The following is a 17,710-nucleotide window of genomic DNA, read 5'->3' as shown; positions in this document are numbered from 1 at the left end:
CGATTCAGTCGATGCTGCTGCGCGTCGACAGGCCGAGACCGGTCAGCAATGGCGCTGCCCTCCTCCCTTGGTTTACCTTTACGTAAAGTGACCCCTGTGCTAATGGTTGATCCTGACATCCAATGACAACAATATCAGGAAAAGACCATGAGCCTACCGCAGCATGCCGACGTCCACGACAACTTTGACCCCGTCGCCCTCGAAGCCGATATCCTCGACGGCAGCCTGAAGGGCGGGCTGAACGTCTGCCATGAGCTTTGTGACAAATGGGCCGGCGACCCGCAGAAAGTCGCGCTGTATTACGAGACGGACGAAGGAGGCGAGGGCGTCCTTACCTTCCATGAGCTCAAGGAGCAGTCGGCACGTTTTGCCAACTATCTCGACGGCCTCGGCATCGGCAGGGGAGATCGCGTGGCGGGCCTGCTGCCCAGAGGGCCGGAGCTGCTGATCGTGATTGCCGGAACCCTGCGCGTGGGGGCGGTGTATCAGCCGCTGTTTACCGCTTTTGGTTCCGGTGCCATCGAGTATCGCCTCGAGCGCGCCGCTACCCGGCTGGTGGTCACCGATGCCACCAACTGCCCCAAGCTCGACGACGTCGAGGCCTGTTGCCCGGTGCTGTGCGTGGGTGCCCCTGAGGTAGCCGCCAATACCGAGAGCGGCGGAGTCAGCCGCGAGGCGGCGGATTTTTACCCCGCCCTGGCGTCGCAGGCTGCGGATTTTGAACCGGTGATGATTACCGGCGACGACCCGTTTCTGCAGATGTTTACCTCGGGTACCGTCGGCAAGGCCAAGGGGGTTGCCGTGCCGGCGCGTGCGCTGCTGGCGTTTTATATCTACATGAAATACGCCGTGGGCCTGCGCGATGACGATGTTTTCTGGAACGTCGCGGATCCCGGCTGGGCCTACGGCCTGTATTACGCCGTGGTCGGGCCGCTGCTGATGGGGCACGCGACGCATTTCTACCCCGGGGCGTTCACGCCGGAATCCACCTACGCCATGATTCGCAAGTACGGCATCACCAATCTCGCCGCGGCGCCGACGGCGTATCGCGTTCTCAAGGCCAACGACGAGGTGCTGCCCCCCGGCGAAAACCTCGGGCTGCGCGCTGCCAGCAGCGCCGGCGAGCCGCTGAATCCGGAAGTGGTCAACTGGATCAGGGAGCGTTTCCACTGCGAGGTAACCGACCACTATGGCCAGACCGAAACCGGCATGACCTGCTGCAACTTTCATGAGCTGGAGCACCCCGTACGCGCCGGTGCCATGGGCTACTCCTCTCCCGGCCACAGAATCGTGGCGCTGGACGAGCAGTATGAAGAGGTCGGCGAGGGGGAAGTCGGGCAGATCGCCGTGGACGTCGAGGCTTCGCCGCTGTTTCATTTTGACGGCTATACGTGGAGCGAGAAGAACCCCTTTGTCAACGGCTATTACCTCACCGGCGATATGGCGATTGCCCACGGCGACGGGAGCTTTTCCTTCAGCGGCCGCGACGACGACATCATTACCACGTCCGGCTACCGGGTGGGGCCGGCCGATGTGGAAAATACCCTGCTGGAGCATGCGGCGGTAGCCGAGTCCGGGGTGGTGGCCAAGCCCGACGAGCAGCGTGGCGCGATCATCAAGGCCTATGTGGTGATCAAGGCAGACTACGCCCGGGTCGATCCCAAGGACCTTCAGGATGAGCTCAAGGAGCTGGTCCGCCGGCGCCTTTCCGCGCATGCGTTCCCCCGCGATATCACCTTTGTCGACGAGCTGCCCAAAACGCCCAGTGGCAAGATTCAGCGCTTTGTCCTGCGTCATCAGGCCAGCGAAGAGCCGCACGCATGACGGTGACTCTTGAACAGCTCGGCCGCTTTCTTCACGAGCAGTTTCCCCAGGGCGCGGCCTTCGGCTCTCTGCAGGATCTCGGCGATGGCTGGGCGGAAATGGGGCTGGACGTGGAGGACAGCCACCTGCGGCCGGGCGGCACCGTATCCGGCCCGGTGATGATGGGGCTGGCGGATGTTGCGCTGTATGCCGCGCTGCTCAGCCGTATCGGCCTGGTGCCGCTGGCGGTCACGACCAGCCTGACCATCAACTTTCTGCATAAACCGGCGGCCAATACGCCCCTGCGGGCGCAGGCCACCATGCTGAAAGTGGGGCGTAGCCTGGGCATGGGCGAGGTGTTTATCCATTCCCGCGGCGTTGAGGCGCCGGTTGCCCACGCCACCATCACGTACTCGATTCCGCCCGGCGCGGTGGATCGCTGACGCCATGCGAGATTCGGGAGCGGCAGAAAGGGGCTTAATGCGCGTTCCCGGCTCTCGACCCGAGACAGGAGACGCCAGGCCATGACGACGATCCACCCCCGTGATTATCGGATTTCTGCCGCCGGGGGAACCCTGTTTGCCCGGCAGTGGGAGCCGGAAGAAGCTTGCCATGAAGGGCGGGCGCCCATCGTGCTTTTTCACGACTCGCTGGGGTGTGTCGCGCTGTGGCGTGACTTCCCTCGGGCGCTGGCACTGGCAACCCGGCGCTCGGTGGTTGCCTACGATCGGCTCGGCTTCGGTGAGTCGGATGCCTGCGCCGGAGAGCTACCCGCGGGGTTTATCCACGAAGAGGCCAGTGAGGTCGTGCCGGCGCTGCTTGAAGCGCTCGGCCATGACGATTTTATCGCCTTCGGTCACAGCGTGGGCGGAGGCATGGCCAGCGTCAGCGCGGCATTGATGCCGGCGCGCTGTCGCGGCGTTATCAGCGAATCCGCGCAGGCGTTTGTCGAAGAGCGCACCCTGGCCGGAATACGCGAAGCCCGACAGGCATTTGCCCGGCCCGAACAGATGGCGCGCTTACGCAAGTATCACGGCGACAAGGCAGAATGGGTGCTGAGCGCCTGGGTGGATACCTGGCTGTCGGAGGCGTTTCGGCAATGGAACCTCAACGAAAGCCTGGCGCGGGTGCAGTGCCCGGTGCTGGCGATTCACGGCGATAGCGACGAATACGGCTCGCTACAGCAGCCGGAGCGTATCGCGTCTCTGCCCCCGGGGCCGACGACCCTTGCTGTCCTCGAAGGCTGCGGGCACGTACCCCACCGGGAGCAACCCGATCAGGTCCTCGAAGCCGTAACCGCCTTCCTGCAAGGGTCGCAAATCGCTGAATGAAGCTGCCAACGGGTTTATTTTCCACGTCGATCTGTTTAGGCTTACGTTAACGTAAAGGATAGTTTAGAAAGTCAATCTGATACAGACTTTGTGCGCAACCCAAAGGCAAGCCGAGGAGATACAGGCATGGAATTCAACAACGTACCCACCATTGTCACGGGAGGTGCCTCCGGGCTGGGTGAAGGCGCGGCACGGGCGCTGGCGGCAGCCGGCTGCAGGGTGGCCATTCTGGATCTGCAGGCCGACCAGGGTGAGCAGGTCGCCCGGGATATCGGCGGCATTTTTATTCACTGCGATGTCAGTTCGCCGGATAGCGCCGAAGCGGCCCTGTCCGAGGCGCGGGAAGCCCACGGTCTTTGCGGAATTGCCGTCAACTGTGCGGGTGTTGCCCCGGCGGGCAAGATTCTGGGGCGCAAGGGCACGATGCCACTGGCGGATTTCAGCAGCGTCATCCAGGTCAATCTCATCGGTACCTTCAACATGCTGCGGCTGGCAGCGGCCGACATGGCACAGCGTGAGCCCAATGCCGATGGCGAGCGCGGCGTTGTGGTCAATACGGCCTCGGTTGCCGCCTACGAAGGGCAGATCGGGCAGTCCGCCTACAGCGCCTCCAAGGGCGGCGTGGTGTCGCTGACGCTGCAGGCGGCCCGGGAGCTGGCGCGGGAAGGCATCCGTGTGAATACCATCGCCCCCGGCATTTTCATGACCCCGATGATGGCGGGCATGCCCGACGAGGTGCAGGAAAGCCTCGCCGCGACGCTGCCCTTTCCCAAACGTCTGGGCAAGCCGGAGGAGTTCGGCATGATGGCGGACCAGATGGTGCGCAATCCGGTTCTCAACGGCGAGGTGGTTCGTCTGGACAGCGCTCTGCGCATGGCGCCCAAATAGGTGTCGCAGCCCTGCAGCAGAGCCTATATAGGCAATGTTACCTGAAACGCGCCGCTTACCGCGGTGCGTCGAAAACGGGAGGGCGCCATGCCCCATGAGACAGACTTTTCTATGACAGACTCCCCTGTAACAGGCTCACCTGTAACAGACTCCCCTGAAATAGATGAAGAAGAACTCGCGCTGTTCCGGGCGTCGGTGGTCAAGGCGCTGGAGACCGAAGTGGCGCCGTATTACGACGCCTGGGAGCAGGACGGTCAGGTGCCCCGGTCGCTGTGGAAGACGCTGGGTGAGGCCGGCATGCTGTGTGTGGATGTGGCGGAAGACGATGGCGGCCTCGAGGCGCCGATGGCGTACTCCGTGGCGGTTGGCGAAGAAATCGCGCGTATGGGGTTCGGGGCGCTGTCAACCAGCGTCATGGTGCATTCGGATATCGTGGCGCCGTATATCAGTCATCTGTGTAACGACGCCCAGAAGCAGCAGTGGCTGCCGAAAATGGTGTCGGGTGAGGTAGTGGGCGCCATTGCCATGACCGAACCGGGGGCCGGCAGTGACCTCCAGGCCATGCGCACCCGTGCCGTGCGCGAGGGCGACGAATACGTCCTGAACGGTTCCAAGACCTTCATTACCAACGGCCAGCATGCGGATATGGTCATCGTGGCGGCCAAAACCGACCCGGCGGCAGGGGCCAGGGGTGTCAGCCTGTTTCTCGTGGATACCCGCCTGCCCGGCTATAGCCGAGGGCGCAATCTCGACAAGATCGGCCAGCACAGCGGGGATACCTCGGAGCTGTTTTTTACCGATATGCGCGTGCCGGCGTCAGCGCTGATCGGCGAGGAGGGCAAGGGCTTTGTCTATCTGATGCAGGAGCTGGCGCGCGAGCGCCTGGTGATCGGGGCGCTCGGAGTGGCAGCCGCGCGCGGCACCCTGGACCTGACGCTCGAGTATTGCCAGGAGCGGGAACTGTTCGGCGGCAAGCTGGCGCAGCTGCAGAATACCCGGTTTGAAGTGGCCCGGATGGAGACCGATTGCCGGGTCAATAAAGCCTTTGTTGACCAGTGCATTGGCAAATATGAGGCGGGAGACCTGGATGCGCCCACCGCCTCCATGGCCAAGTACAGCGCCACGGAAATGCAGTGCCGTGTGGCCGATGGATGCCTGCAGCTGTTTGGCGGCTACGGCTATACCACGGAATATCCGGTGTCCCGCGCCTTCATGGATGCGCGTGTCCAGCGCATTTACGGCGGCACCTCGGAGGTCATGAAGGAAATCATCGCGCGGTCCCTTCTGGGCAGAGCCTGATAGCGGCGGCCCGACCCGAACCGAACCTATATATCTTTGGACATGCGTCGGCGAAGGCGCCAGGTGCATGGAGGTAACCATGAGTGATAGTAACGTAGTAATAGCAGGCGCCGCCCGCACCCCCATGGGCAGCATGATGGGGAGCCTGGAAGCGGTGCGCTCGCCGGATCTGGGGGCGACGTCCATCCGCGCCGCCATCGAGCGTAGCGGTCTGGCGCCGGCCGATGTTCAGGCGGTAATCATGGGCTGCGTGCTGCCCGGCGGTCTGGGGCAGGCCCCGGCGCGACAGGCTTCCCGAGCGTCGGAGATTCCGGACAGTGCCGGCTGTACCACCGTCAACAAGATGTGTGGCTCGGGGATGCAGGCGGTGATTCTGGCGCATGACCAGATTCGGGCGGGAACCGCCGACCTCATGGTGGCGGGCGGCATGGAGAACATGAGCCAGGCGCCGTATCTTTTGCCCCGGGCGCGTCGCGGTATGCGCATGGGACACGGTCAGGTTCTGGACAGCATGTTTCTGGATGGGCTGGAAGATGCCTATCAGGGCGAGCTGATGGGCGTTTTTGCCCAGCAGAGTGCCGACAATGGCGGCATTACCCGCGAGCGGATGGATGACTTTGCCATTCAGTCGCTGGAGCGCGCCAATGCGGCGATTGAGCATGGCTGGTTCGAGCCTGAAATCAGCCCGGTGACCGTCTCTGGCCGTCGCGGCGATACTCTGGTGGATACCGACGAGCAGCCGGGTAACGCGCGCCCGGACAGGATTCCCGGGCTGAAGCCGGCTTTTACCCGCGACGGTAGTGTTACTGCTGCCAACGCCAGCTCCATCAGCGACGGGGCCTCGGCGCTGGTGCTGGCGTCGGCGGCAGAAGCCGGTGCCCGCGGGCTGACGGTGCAGGCGAGGATCGTCGCCCACGCCACCCACGCCCGGCTGCCGGAGGAATTTACCCTGGCGCCCATCGGTGCCGTGGAAAAAGTGCTGGAAAAAACCGGCTGGCACCGCGACGACGTGGATCTTTTCGAGATCAATGAAGCCTTTGCCGCGGTGTCCCTGCTGGCGATTGACGCGCTCGGGCTGGATGAACAAAAGGTCAACGTCTACGGCGGTGCCTGCGCTTTGGGGCATCCCATCGGGTCGTCGGGGTCGCGTATTCTGGTCACGCTGATGAATGCCCTGCAACAGAAAGGCCTCCGGCGCGGCGTGGCAGCGCTTTGTATCGGCGGGGGCGAAGCCACGGCGGTTGCTATCGAGCTGGCCTGACTCGCCGTTTCCCTGGCGCGTCGTTTCGCTCGGCAGGGCCTTTGACCATCGTCCGGCCGGGCGAAAAATCCTTGCTGCAGTGGCATAATCGCCGCTGGCCCGTCGCGTTGGCCATTCACGCAGGGTGTTGATACCGCATTGCTACAGCAAGGAGACAGTTGATGTTTACGGGGATCGTTCAGGGCACGGCCGATGTTGTCGAGGTGCGCGAGCGCGAGGCGTTTCGTACCCACGTAATGGCCATGCCCGAGCCGCTGCGCCAGGGGCTGAAGACCGGGGCCTCGGTAGCACACAACGGCGTTTGCCTGACGGTTACCGCGATCGAGGGTGACCACGTCCATTTTGACCTGATGCGTGAAACCCTGCGGGTAACCAACCTGGGCGATATTGTTGTTGGCAGCCGTGTCAATATCGAGCGTGCCGCGCGCTTTGGCGATGAAATCGGCGGTCACGCCATGTCGGGTCACGTCATGGACGTGGCCGACGTGCTCTCCATCGAGGAGGCCCCGGATAACCGTCGGCTGTGGTTTTCGCTGTCGGATGCTTGCGCGCGCTTTGTGTTTGACAAGGGGTATGTGGGGCTGGACGGTATCAGCCTGACGGTCGGCGAGGTACGCCGGCCGGTGGGTGAAGCGGCGGCATTCTGCGTTGACCTGATTCCCGAAACCCTGGTGCGCACGACGCTCGGCGACCGCGTCGCGGGCGACGCCGTGAACATCGAAATCGATCCGCAGACACAGGCGATCGTGGAGACCGCCGAGCGCTTTCTGCAAAGTCGCAGCGCAGCGACGCAGTAAACGACGGGGCACCGTGCTACTCGGCATCCGGTGCTCGCATCGTGGTCGGCCTTTGGGTAAAATGAGCGCTTTTACGCTCCCAGCCGGTCGGTTCGATCATGGAACCTGCGACACACACCGGCGCCAAGGACCCAGGCCCCAATGACCTTTCTCGATCGTCACTTCAAGCTCAGCGAACACAATACCAGCGTCAAAACCGAGGTGATTGCCGGGGTCACGACCTTTCTGACCATGGCCTACATTATCTTCGTCAACCCGAGCATTCTTGCTCAGGCGGGGATGGACGAAGGCGCCGTCTTTGTTGCGACCTGTCTGGCAGCGGCGCTCGGCTGTCTGATCATGGGAATCTGGGCCAACTATCCGATCGCCCTGGCACCGGGCATGGGGCTCAACGCCTTTTTTACCTACAGCGTGGTGCTGGGGATGGGGCATACCTGGCAGGTAGCGCTGGGCGCGGTGTTCCTGTCGGGGCTGTGCTTTTTCCTGCTGGGTATCCTGCGCGTGCGCGAGTGGATCATCAATGCCATCCCGTTCACGCTCCGGCTGGGTATCGCCTCGGGTATCGGCCTGTTTCTGGCCATGATCGCGCTGAAAAATGCCGGTATCGTGGTGGCCAACGAGGCGACCTTTGTCACCGTGGGCGATCTGACCGCGCCCTCGGCGGTGTATGCTCTGGTGGGCTTTTTCGTGATTACCGCGCTGGCCTATCGGCGCGTTACCGGCGCGGTGCTCATCGGTATTCTGGGCGTGACGCTGGTAGCAACGCTACTGGGGCATAACCAGTACGGCGGCCTGATGTCCATGCCGCCGTCGGTAGTTCCCACCTTCATGCAGATGGACCTGCCCGGCGCCCTCGATGTGGCCATGATCAGCGTGGTGTTTGCCTTCCTGTTTGTGGATCTGTTCGATACGTCGGGCACCCTGGTCGGTGTTGCTCACCGCGGTAACCTGATGGCGGAAGACGGCAAGCTGCCGCGTCTCGGGCGAGCCATGATGGCGGATAGCAGCGCCACCATGGCCGGTGCGGTGCTGGGCACGTCCACCACGACCAGCTATATCGAATCCACGGCGGGGATTGCCTCGGGCGGCCGTACCGGACTGACCGCGGTCGTCGTGGCGGTCATGTTTCTTGTCAGCCTGTTTTTTGCCCCGCTGGCCGGCTCCATTCCGGCCTACGCCACCGCCGGCGCGCTGCTGTATGTGGCGGTGCTGATGGCCGGCAGCCTGTCCCATGCCGACTGGAATGACCCTACCGAAGCGGCGCCGGTGCTGCTGGCCGCGATCGGCATGCCGCTGACCTACTCGATTGCCGAGGGCATTGCGCTGGGCTTTGTCAGCTATGTGGCGATCAAGCTGCTGGCCGGGCGTTTCAAGGATTTGAACCCGGCGGTGGTGATTCTCGCGCTGATGTTTGTCGGCAAGTTTGTGTACCTTTGATATCCGCATAACCCGCCGTGCGGCAACATGCCGAACGGCCACCCGGCCGCGTGCGCTGGCAGGCCCGGGCAACCCTCTCAAAGCCACCCGGCGGTCTCAAAGCCACCCGGCGGTGGCCATTGATCGATCATTTACCGGCCCATGAGAGACGCAATGAGCATCCACGGTGAGTATATCAAGTCCGTTATTCGCACGGTGCCCGACTGGCCCGAACCCGGCGTCAATTTTCGCGATATTACCCCGCTGCTGCAGAATAACGCGGCGTTTCGCAAATTGATCGACAGCTTTGTGTATCGCTACCAGGATCAGCAAATCGACGCCATCGCGGCGATTGATGCCCGGGGCTTTATTATTGGCGCACCGCTGGCCTACGAGCTGGGCTGCAGCTTTGTGCCCGTGCGCAAGAAAGGCAAGCTGCCGTTCAAGACGCTCAGCGAAACCTACAAGCTGGAATACGGCCATTCCGAGGTCGAGCTTCACGCCGATGCCTTTTCCCGGGGCGACCGTATTCTGCTGGTGGACGACCTGATTGCAACCGGCGGCACCATGCTGGCTGCGGCCAACCTGATACAGCGTAGCGGTGGCCAGGTGGTTGATACGTCTACCATTATTGATCTGCCCGAGCTGGGCGGGTCGGATAAAATCCGCGAGGCCGGCTATAGTGTCTTCGCGGTTTGTTCATTCACCGAAGACGAGTAATGTCCCATGAGCAGCGAGCGCTACCATCAGCATTTCACCGTATCCTGGGATCAGCTGCACCGCGACGTGCGCCAGCTCAGCCACCAGCTGGTCGAGCGGGATTTTCAGGGCATCATGGCGATTACCCGGGGCGGCTTGATTCCCGCCGCGCTCATCGCTCGGGAATTGAACGTGCGCCTGATTGATACCGTCTGTATCAAAAGCTATGACTACCGCGAGCAGGGCGGCCTTGAGGTGCTCAAGGGCGCGGACCACGACGGCGAAGGCTGGCTGCTGGTGGATGATCTGGTGGATACCGGCAAAACCGCCCGGGCTGTCAGGGACATGCTGCCCCGGGCGCATTTCGTGACCGTCTATGCCAAGCCCGGCGGTCGCCCGCTGGTGGATCAGTACCTCACCGAGGTGGGGCAGCACTGCTGGATCCAGTTCCCCTGGGATATGGGCGTGGCCTACGTCGAACCGCTGGTGGACCAGGTCAGAAAATAAGACCGTGGGCGACCCTGCCGAGCTATCAAGTGCGAGAACAAGCGACCCTGCATGAATAAGCAGCCATGCGTGAGTAAGTAACCGTGCGCAAATGAATGTTCGGGAATGAATGTTCGGGAATGAATGTTCGGGAATGAATGTTCGGGAATGAATGTTCGGGAATGAATGTACTGGAATGAATGTACTGGAATAAGTGTGCTGGTATAAACACCGGGAGTGAACATGCCGAGTCCGTTACCCGACGATTGGAATCAATGGCTGGGCGCCGAGTTCGAGGCCGACTACATCCAGGCGCTGAAGCGTTTTCTCGCGGACGAAAAAGCGGCCCGCAAAGTGATTTTTCCGCATTCGTCGCGGTGGTTTCGCGCGTTTGAGCTGACCCCGCTGTCCACGGTCAAGGTCGTCATTCTGGGGCAGGACCCCTACCACGGACCCGGTCAGGCCCACGGGCTGTGCTTTTCCGTGCAGCCGGGGGTGAAGGTGCCGCCGTCGCTGGTCAATCTGTACAAGGAGCTGGCCACTGACATCGGCGTTACGCCGGTCAACCACGGCTTTCTCGAACCCTGGGCTCGCCAGGGCGTGCTGCTGCTCAACACCGCGCTGACGGTAGAGCAGGGCCAGGCGGCCTCGCACCGGGGCAAGGGCTGGGAAACCTTTACCGATCGCGCCATTGAAACGGTCAGCGCTCGGGCGCAGCCCTCCGTGTTCATGCTCTGGGGCAGCCATGCACGCAAGAAGAAAGCGCTGATCGATCAGCAGCGTCACCTGGTGCTGGAGGCCCCGCATCCGTCGCCGCTCTCGGCGCATCGCGGTTTTTTCGGCACGCGGCATTTTTCCCGCGCCAATGCCTTTCTCGAGCAGCAGGGCCGCGAGCCGGTGGACTGGCAGCTGCCTGACGATCCCGGCAGGGTATCCTGACTCGGGTTTGCCGACGCCGTGTATCTTGCGGTATGCCTTAACGTGGCGGGGTGGGGCGCGTATAATGCGGCGCAATTTGATACGAGCCCGTAACGCCGGGCCCGGGTAACGTCGGCCCGTTGCCCTGTTTCCGAACGCGTCCCGAACGAGGAGCCCCCATGACCGTTCACGCCATTGACCATCCGCTGGTGCAACACAAGCTGGGACTGTTGCGCGAAGCCGGGCTCAGTACCAAGAGCTTTCGCGAGCTGGCCGGCGAGGTCGCCAAGCTGCTGACCTACGAAGCCACCCAGGGGCTGCTGCTCGAGGATCACGAGATCCAGGGCTGGAACGGCGAGCCCATCGCCACGCGGCGGCTGAAAGGCAAGAAAGTAACGGTGGTGCCCATTCTCCGCGCCGGGCTGGGGATGCTCGAAGGCGTTACGGACTTGCTTCCCAGCGCGCGAATCAGCGTGGTCGGGCTGTATCGCGACGAAAGCACTCTGCAGCCCGTGCCGTACTTTGAAAAGTTTACCAACGATATCCAGGAACGCCTGGCCGTGGTGATCGATCCCATGCTGGCCACCGGCGGCTCGATGGTAGCGACCCTGGACATGCTGCGCGAGCGCGGCTGTCAGGAAATGAAGGTCATCGTGCTGGTCGCCGCCCCGGAAGGCATCGAGCGCGTCCAGCAGGCCTACCCGGATGTCACGATCTATACCGCTTCGATAGACGAGCGGCTGGATGAAAACGGCTACATTGTCCCCGGGCTGGGTGATGCCGGCGACAAGATATTCGGTACCCGCTAAGCCGTGCCCACCATGAACAGCCCCTTGCGTTTCACGTCGGGGGCGTTTTTTTGCGGCACTCGCGGGTTGCGCTCGCCCGTCACCACCGTTTGCCATCGTTTCAGGAGAACTTTCCACCGTGACTGAGTCCGCCCCGGTCGAATCCTGGCCCAAACTGCTGTTAACCGGCGTGCAGATGCTGTTCGTTGCCTTTGGTTCGCTGGTACTGGTGCCGCTGCTGACCGGCCTGTCGCCCAACGTGGCGCTGTTCACGGCAGGGATCGGCACGCTGATTTTTCATTTTGTCACGCGTAATAGCGTGCCCGTATTCCTCGCCTCGTCGTTTGCCTTTATTGCTCCTGTCCAGGGCTCGGTTGCCAGCTTTGGCGTATCGGCTACGCTGGGCGGGCTGATGACGGCGGGGCTCGCCTATGTGGTAGTGGCTCAGGCTGTACGCCTGAAAGGGACGGCCTGGCTGCATCGGCTGCTGCCGCCCATCGTGGTCGGGCCGATCATCATGGTAATCGGTTTGGCGCTGGCGCCGGTGGCGGTCGATATGGCCACCGGGGAAAACAGCGAGCATATCGGTTACGGCCACGCCATTGTGCTGTCCATGGCCAGCCTGATGGTTACGCTGATACTCGCGGTGTTCGGCCGTGGGCTGTTGCGTCTGGTGCCGATCATGGGCGGCATCGCCACCGGCTATGTGCTGGCCCTGGTCATGGGGGTGGTGGATTTTACCCCGATGCAGGAAAGCGCCTGGCTGGCGCTGCCGGACTTCACCCTGCCAACGTTTCACTGGGCGGCGATGCTGTTCATGGTACCGGTCGCCATTGCCCCGGCGGTGGAACACATCGGCGACATGGTGGCCATCGGCTCGGTCACGGGGAAAAACTACCTCGAAAAGCCCGGCCTGCACCGCACCCTGCTGGGCGACGGCCTGGCCACCATGGCGGCCGCGCTATTCGGCGGGCCGCCCAACACCACCTATTCCGAAGTAACCGGCGCGGTGACGCTGACCCGCGCCTTCAATACAAAATACATGCTGGTGGCGGCGGTCACGGCGATTCTGCTGGCGTTTTTTGCCAAGCTGGGCGCTTTTCTGCAGACCATTCCCGCTCCGGTGATGGGGGGTATCATGACGCTGCTGTTTGGCTCCATTGCGGTTGTCGGCATGAATACCCTGGTACGTGCGGGGCAGGCCTTGACCGCGCCGCGTAACCTGGTCGTGGCGTCATTGATTCTGGTGTTCGGCATTGGCGGCATGCAGTTCGGCAATGGCCAGTTTACCCTCCAGGGCGTGAGCCTGGCCGCCGTTGTGGGGATTGTGCTTAACTGGATACTGCCCGGCGCCGAGGACGAAGCCTGACGGTACAAGCAACTTTTATTCCCGTATCCTCGGTTAAACGACTCTCATTCAGTTTCGGACGTCTTCGCTTCCGGAGACGCTGGTTCAGGAGACAACATGGCGGTATCCGATCTTGACCTGCCTTTTCCGGTGCTTGCGGTATCGGCCTGGAGCGGCACGGGGAAAACCACTCTGCTGGAACAGCTGCTCCCGCTGCTGGAAGAAGCCGGGCTCAATGTGGGCGTGATCAAACATGCCCACCATGCCTTTGACGTGGACAAGCCCGGCAAGGACAGCTACCGCCTGCGTACCGCCGGCGCCGCGCCGATGCTGGTGGCATCGCGAGAGCGGTTTGCGCTGATGGAAGAAACCCCCGGCCAGGACGAACCCGACCTGGAGCGATTGCTGAGCCTGATGGTCCCTCGGGCGCCGGATCTGGTGATTGCCGAGGGCTTCAAGTCATGGCCGCTGCCCAAGCTCGTCCTGTATCGCGAAGGCGTCGGTGATCCGGCCATATTTCAGGATCCGTGGGTCGAGGCCGTGGCGGTCAAGGACGAGGATCGGCAAGCCTTTGCCGAACACTCGGCGGCACCCGGCATCAGCCGGCTGGACCTGGACGACCCCGGGGCCACGGCCGGGTGGGTTGCCCGCTGGGCAGCGGAGCAGCGCGCCGGCCCCGCTGAATGATGCGCGCCGGTTGAATCATGCAGGCATTGACGATTGGCCTGGCGAACGCTGACAGCACAGCGCCGCCACGTCAGGATGAAGGAAAAGGGGAACAACATGCAGCTGACACACCTTGATGCGCGGGGAGAAGCCCGCATGGTTGACGTGGGCGGTAAAGAGCAGAGCCGTCGTGAGGCCGTGGCATCGGGGCGCATTGTCATGCAGCCGGAAACCCTCGAACTGTTGGTCGACGGCGCGCTGCCCAAGGGCGATGTCATTGCCACCGCGCGCATCGCCGGCATACAGGCCGCCAAGCGTACCCACGAGCTGATCCCGCTGTGCCACTCGCTGGCGCTGTCCAAGGTCGGGCTGGAGTTTCACGTGGACCCGTCGCACAGCTGTGTCCGGGTGGAGTCGACGTGCCGGCTGACCGGACGCACCGGCGTGGAAATGGAGGCGCTGACCGCGGTATCCGTGGCATGCCTGACGCTTTATGACATGTGCAAGGCGGTCGACAAGGGCATGCACATCGAAGCCGTACAGCTGGAGCAGAAAAGCGGCGGCCAGAGCGGTGACTATCAGCGCCCGGGCAGCGACGTCGAGGACCCCATTGTGACCGGCGATAGCGCCGCCCGGGAAGTTTCCCTGGGCGAACGCAGCGACGCCCCCTGCGTGCGCGTCAAGTTTCTGGCCGAACTCCGCGAGCGCGTGGGCGACAGCGAAACTCTAATGGATCTCGATCAATTGGAACGCTGCGACGTGGCGGGTTTGAAAGCGGCGCTCAAGGACCGCGACCCGGCCTTTGCCGCGCTGAGCGAGCGCCGGGTACTCTGTGCCATCAACCAGGTCATGGCCAACGATAGCGCGCGGATAACCGACGAGGACGAAGTCGCGTTTTTCCCGCCGGTGACCGGAGGCTAGGCATGAGCGTTCGCAAGGATTTTCGCACAGACCTTCGCCAGGACCTTGGCAAAGACATTGGCAAAGACATTCGCGTAAGCGTTCAGCGCGAGCCCTTTGCCGGCGAAGATGACAGCCGCGAGCTGAGCCGTGGACGCCACGATATCGGGGCCGTTGTCTGCTTTACCGGGCTGGTGCGCGATTTCAACGAGTCGCCCGACGTCACCGGGCTGACCCTTGAGCACTATCCGGGCATGACCGAGAAAACCCTCGAGGATATTGCCGGCCAGGCCTGGCAGCGCTGGTCGCTCAACGCCGTGCGCGTGGTACATCGGGTCGGCTACATGACCCCGGGGGACGGCATTGTGCGGGTCAGCGTGGCCAGCGCGCACCGCCGGGATGCCTTTGAGGCCTGCGATTTCATCATGGATTTTCTCAAGACCCGGGCGCCGTTCTGGAAAAAGGAACACGCCCGCCACGGCGATTACTGGGTCAGCGAGCGTGGAACCGATCACGCGGATGCCGATCGCTGGGACGACAGCGACCGCTGACAGGGCAGGACGGAGCAGAACCGGCTGTTAGCTCAGCGGCATCTCGGCGGGCATGATCTGCAGGTGGATGTCGGGCAGGTGCTGCATGTGGTCACTCAGCCAGCCGAGCATGCGCGGTTTGAGCGACTGGCGCAGCTCGGCCAGGGTATCGGCATGGATGGCATCAAGCTGATCGTCAAGCCAGTCGCTGAAGCTGTCTTCATCCAGCGAGCCGGTGCCGGTGTTGTCCAGCATCAGCCGGCCGATGCGTGCCCAGCCGGTCGCCGTGGCGGTTACCGGCAGCGCCAGATACAGATTCCCCCGACGCCCCCGGTCACCGCTTTCATCGAGGCCCGGGTGCGGCACAATGGCATTCCGGCGGACGATGCAGGGCGGCTGCGGATAACGCGCTTCGAGATGCAGGCCCTGGGCGTCATGGCGCAGCATGTCGCCGTTGACCGGGGCCAGCGGTGCCTCGATACCCCGCTCGGCCGCAATCTGCCGGTGCGCCTGTTGATGCCGCGCCTCGCCGTGAACGGGCAGCAACTGCCGGGGGGCTACCCAGTCGTACAGCGTTTCCAGTTCGGCCCGGGCCGGATGGCCGGTAGCGTGCAGCGCCGGGCGGTTGAACTCGTCGAATACCTGAACGCTGAGGCGTTCCAGGCGTTTTTTCAGCCGCTCGATGGGGCGCTCGTTGCCGGGGATCGCCTTGGCCGAGAAGATGACATTGTCGCCGGCGGTGAGCTCCAGGTGCGGGTGGCGTCCCTGCGCCAGGCGCGTCAATGCCGCGCGGGGCTCGCCCTGGCTGCCGGTGGCGATGACCACGACTTCGTCGGGCGGCAGGTAGCCGAGATCTTGAATCGGCACAAGCGGCGGCAGCTCTGCCAGATACCCCAGCCCCCGGGCCACGCCGACCATGCGTTCCATCGAGCGCCCCATGAGGCTGATGCGGCGCCCGCATTGCTGCGCTGCCCGGGCAACGGCCAGAATACGGGCAATGTTGCTGGCAAAGCACGACACCACCACGCGCCCCCGGCATTCCGCCAGCGTTCGCGACAGCGCACGGGCCACGTCGCCTTCGCTGGCCGAATACCCCGCGACCGGCGCGTTGGTTGAGTCGCCGACGACCAGGTCGATCGGGGCCAGCGCGCGGAACTGTTCGGGGTCCAAAGGCGGCCCGACCAGCGGGTCCGGGTCAAGCTTCCAGTCGCCGGTATGCAGAACGCGCCGGTTGCCGGCAACGATCAGCAGCGCGCAGCTTTCCGGAATGGAGTGGGGCAGGGGTAAATAACGCAGGGTGAAAGCGCCGTTTTCCAGCGCTTCGCCGGGTTCCACCACGCGGATAACGTCCGCCGGCAGGCCGTGCTCGGCAAACTTGAGGCGCAGGAGGCCGGCGCTGAACGGGGTTGCGTAAATCGGGCACTGCCACTGCGGCCAGAGCCAGGCAACGGCACCGATGTGGTCTTCATGGCCGTGGGTAATAAACAGCGCCTGAGGCGTGATGCCCAGACCACGGGGCGTTTCCAGGTTGGGCACCTGTAGTGGCGTATCCGGCAGATCCTGGCGGATCATCATGCCGCAGTCCACGGCGATCCATTCGTCGTTGTAGCCGTACAGCGTCAGGTTCATTCCGATTTCACCGCAGCCGCCCAGCGGTAACAGGCGCAGGGAAAAGCGGTGGCGGGAGCGAACGGTAACGCGGGTGGGATCCATCGGGTACAAAAAGCCTTTAAAGTAAGGCGTTAACTATACGGGATTGCGAGGGCGAGTCACAATCGTACCTCTGTGGCCGGTGCGTTGGATGGCGCTATTGGTTACAATGCGCCCGCTTTTTTCGTCAACGCCGGTCCGGCGATACGCGTGGCTGCCATGATGTCTCCGGCGCCGGATCAGTCTCGGGTCGAGGTTATCATGTCATTTGCCCAAAGCGTGCTGGCTCCCTGGCTGCTGGTGCTCTGCGCCGCGGTATCGCTGGCGCTGATTGTCTGGATCATGACCCTCAGGCCCTGGCAGGCACTGCTCGATGATACCGCGCTGCAGCATCGCTGGCTGGCGGCCACCCTGGGCGTCGTGCTGCTCTGGCAGCTGCGCGCCCAGGCGGTGGACTGGCTGACGCTGCACCTGGTGTTTACCACGCTGCTGCTTTTGCTCTTCAAGGCGCCGCTGGCCCTGGTGAGTAACGTCCTGGTCAACGTGGCCATGGTGGCCATCGGGCGCAACGAATGGTCGCTGCTGGGCGTCAACGTGCTGGTCACGGGCATCGTGCCGGCGATTGTGGTGGGGCTGGTGTGGCGGCTTGTCGACCGCAAAATGCCGGACAACCTCATGCTGTTCATGTTTGTCTGCGGTTTTTTCGGTTCGGCGCTGGCGACCCTGGCCGGCGGGCTGGCCGCCGTGGGCCTGATTCTGGTGGGCAGTCACGATACCCAGGCGGTGCTGCTGGCGCAGGAGTACGCCCGGTTTTTACCGCTGTTGATGCCGTCCGAAGCCTTTATTACCGGGATGCTGCTGATCATTCTGATGGTGTACCACCCGAACTGGGTGGCCACCTTCAATGATCATCGCTATATAGACAGACAC

General features: G+C 63.2%; 18 protein-coding genes. 17 read left to right on the top strand and 1 reads right to left on the bottom strand.

The genetic code is table 11. The annotated features are described in order from the left end of the window. Positions 1-147: 147 nt before the first annotated feature. The 16 genes from C793_RS0108365 (at position 148) to moaE (ending at position 15,151) form a co-directional block, all read left to right on the top strand. The gene (locus tag C793_RS0108365) at positions 148-1,824 is read left to right on the top strand and encodes an AMP-binding protein (RefSeq protein WP_017430486.1); all 1,677 of its coding nucleotides are present in this window, start codon (positions 148-150) and stop codon (positions 1,822-1,824) included. Further along, a complete protein-coding gene (locus C793_RS0108360; protein WP_017430485.1) occupies positions 1,821-2,246 on the top strand; it encodes a PaaI family thioesterase in 426 nt (141 codons plus the stop codon). Before C793_RS0108365 ends, C793_RS0108360 begins: the two co-directional genes overlap by 4 nt. A gap of 81 nt (positions 2,247-2,327) precedes the next feature. Further along, positions 2,328-3,134 carry an alpha/beta fold hydrolase gene (locus C793_RS0108355; RefSeq protein WP_017430484.1) on the top strand — a complete coding sequence of 269 codons (807 nt, stop codon included), beginning with the start codon at positions 2,328-2,330 and terminating at the stop codon, positions 3,132-3,134. A 126-nt stretch (positions 3,135-3,260) separates the two neighbouring features. After that, entirely contained in the window at positions 3,261-4,022 is a 762-nt protein-coding gene (locus tag C793_RS0108350; protein WP_017430483.1) for an SDR family NAD(P)-dependent oxidoreductase, read from the top strand. Positions 4,023-4,133: 111 nt separating this feature from the next. Further along, positions 4,134-5,321: an acyl-CoA dehydrogenase family protein gene (locus C793_RS0108345; protein WP_051038357.1), complete on the top strand. Its 1,188-nt coding sequence runs from the start codon at positions 4,134-4,136 to the stop codon at positions 5,319-5,321. Between the two features lie 79 nt (positions 5,322-5,400). Further along, complete coding sequence (locus C793_RS0108340) at positions 5,401-6,582, top strand: thiolase family protein (RefSeq protein ID WP_026106190.1); 1,182 nt, start codon at positions 5,401-5,403, stop codon at positions 6,580-6,582. Between the two features lie 161 nt (positions 6,583-6,743). After that, positions 6,744-7,379, top strand: a complete 636-nt coding sequence (locus C793_RS0108335; RefSeq protein ID WP_017430480.1) for a riboflavin synthase — start codon at positions 6,744-6,746, stop codon at positions 7,377-7,379. A 141-nt stretch (positions 7,380-7,520) separates the two neighbouring features. Next, entirely contained in the window at positions 7,521-8,816 is a 1,296-nt protein-coding gene (locus C793_RS0108330) for an NCS2 family permease (protein ID WP_017430479.1), read from the top strand. A 153-nt stretch (positions 8,817-8,969) separates the two neighbouring features. Then, the gene (locus C793_RS0108325; protein ID WP_017430478.1) at positions 8,970-9,515 is read left to right on the top strand and encodes an adenine phosphoribosyltransferase; all 546 of its coding nucleotides are present in this window, start codon (positions 8,970-8,972) and stop codon (positions 9,513-9,515) included. Between the two features lie 6 nt (positions 9,516-9,521). Continuing rightward, positions 9,522-10,001, top strand: a complete 480-nt coding sequence (gene gpt / locus C793_RS0108320) for a xanthine phosphoribosyltransferase (RefSeq protein WP_017430477.1) — start codon at positions 9,522-9,524, stop codon at positions 9,999-10,001. 222 nt (positions 10,002-10,223) lie between these two features. Further along, the gene (ung, locus tag C793_RS0108315; protein ID WP_017430476.1) at positions 10,224-10,919 is read left to right on the top strand and encodes a uracil-DNA glycosylase; all 696 of its coding nucleotides are present in this window, start codon (positions 10,224-10,226) and stop codon (positions 10,917-10,919) included. A 158-nt stretch (positions 10,920-11,077) separates the two neighbouring features. Beyond that, entirely contained in the window at positions 11,078-11,707 is a 630-nt protein-coding gene (gene upp, locus C793_RS0108310) for a uracil phosphoribosyltransferase (RefSeq protein WP_017430475.1), read from the top strand. Between the two features lie 118 nt (positions 11,708-11,825). After that, a complete protein-coding gene (locus C793_RS0108300; protein WP_017430473.1) occupies positions 11,826-13,055 on the top strand; it encodes a uracil-xanthine permease family protein in 1,230 nt (409 codons plus the stop codon). A gap of 96 nt (positions 13,056-13,151) precedes the next feature. Beyond that, on the top strand, positions 13,152-13,721 hold the full coding sequence (gene mobB, locus C793_RS0108295; protein ID WP_017430472.1) for a molybdopterin-guanine dinucleotide biosynthesis protein B: 570 nt from the start codon (positions 13,152-13,154) through the stop codon (positions 13,719-13,721). A gap of 96 nt (positions 13,722-13,817) precedes the next feature. Continuing rightward, a complete protein-coding gene (gene moaC / locus C793_RS0108290) occupies positions 13,818-14,621 on the top strand; it encodes a cyclic pyranopterin monophosphate synthase MoaC (RefSeq protein ID WP_017430471.1) in 804 nt (267 codons plus the stop codon). A 2-nt stretch (positions 14,622-14,623) separates the two neighbouring features. Beyond that, entirely contained in the window at positions 14,624-15,151 is a 528-nt protein-coding gene (gene moaE / locus C793_RS0108285; RefSeq protein ID WP_017430470.1) for a molybdopterin synthase catalytic subunit MoaE, read from the top strand. Between the two features lie 27 nt (positions 15,152-15,178). Here the strand turns inward: moaE and C793_RS0108280 are convergent, their stop codons facing one another. Beyond that, positions 15,179-16,759: a ribonuclease J gene (locus tag C793_RS0108280; RefSeq protein ID WP_026106189.1), complete on the bottom strand. Its 1,581-nt coding sequence runs from the start codon at positions 16,757-16,759 to the stop codon at positions 15,179-15,181. A 282-nt stretch (positions 16,760-17,041) separates the two neighbouring features. Between C793_RS0108280 and C793_RS13690 the strand changes: the two genes are divergently transcribed. After that, positions 17,042-17,710, top strand: a 669-nt coding sequence (locus tag C793_RS13690) for an energy-coupling factor ABC transporter permease (protein WP_156804986.1), incomplete at its 3' end; no start/stop codon positions are given.

This window comes from Vreelandella jeotgali Hwa (assembly GCF_000334215.1).
GTDB classification, from domain to species: Bacteria; Pseudomonadota; Gammaproteobacteria; order Pseudomonadales; family Halomonadaceae; genus Vreelandella; species Vreelandella jeotgali.
The sequence above is the reverse complement of the archived record's forward strand: the minus strand, read 5'-3'. Positions and strand labels throughout refer to the sequence as shown.